We start from the raw sequence: 869 nt of genomic DNA, 5'->3' as shown, positions 1-869 counted from the left end.
TGGACGGTAGCTATACCAACGAAGCGGTTCTGAAAAGACTTCCTGATCGGACTGCCCTGATCGGAAGAATCCGGAAAGACTCCAGCCTCTATCTGCCTGCAGAAGCAGCTGCAACGGGAAAGGGGCGTAAAAAAGTTTATGGTGACAGCCTCCCCACTCCCGAGCAAATCCGTCAGTCCAACGACTATCCATGGGTCAGCGTGAAAGCATGGGCAGCAGGCAAGGTACATGACTTCGACCTCAAAGTGATTCCCAGAGTCCGCTGGAGAAAGGCGGGCAACAAAGACCTCAAACTGATCATCATCAGACCTGTCTCTTACCGAAAAACCACAAAATCGAGACTTTTATACCGAGAACCCGCTTACCTGCTCTGCAGCGATCCGGAGATGGACTTGGCTACCCTGTTACAGGCATACCTCTGGAGATGGGAGATCGAGGTCAACTTCAAAGACCAGAAGACAATCCTGGGTTGCGGACAGGCACAAGTCAGAAACAAAGATACCTGCCAAAAGGTCCCCGCATTCCTTACGGCTGTCTATTCCATGCTGCTTGTCGCTTCCTCGATAGCCAAAAAACAGGAACTGCCCAGACCCAAATGGTATAAAACGACAAAATCGATCCGAACCACAACCGGAGACCTGATCAATCTATTCCGTGCAATAAGCTGGGCTGACGCCTCAAAAATCAATTTCTCCGACTTCGTCAACATCCAGAAAAAATTACAAGCACTCAAAAAATCAGATAATCCTACACTAGCAGCAGCGTTTCATACCAGAAATTAGCCAAACTTGAGCGGCTGGACACTTGTCCAGCCGTTTTTTGAAATTTTATTAGTCTTAATTAATTGGAAATGTACTGCTCTGATCTAT

The 869-nt window shown here is 47.8% G+C and carries 1 protein-coding gene; it reads left to right on the top strand.

The window, feature by feature from the left end; all coding sequences use genetic code 11:
- Positions 1-782, top strand: a 782-nt coding sequence (locus ACNKXV_RS13270; protein WP_417908223.1) for a hypothetical protein, incomplete at its 5' end; no start/stop codon positions are given.
- Positions 783-869 lie beyond the last annotated feature (87 nt).

It is taken from the genome of Christiangramia aquimixticola (assembly GCF_048285835.1).
In the GTDB taxonomy this organism is placed as follows: Bacteria; Bacteroidota; Bacteroidia; order Flavobacteriales; family Flavobacteriaceae; genus Christiangramia; species Christiangramia aquimixticola.
The sequence above is the reverse complement of the archived record's forward strand: the minus strand, read 5'-3'. Positions and strand labels throughout refer to the sequence as shown.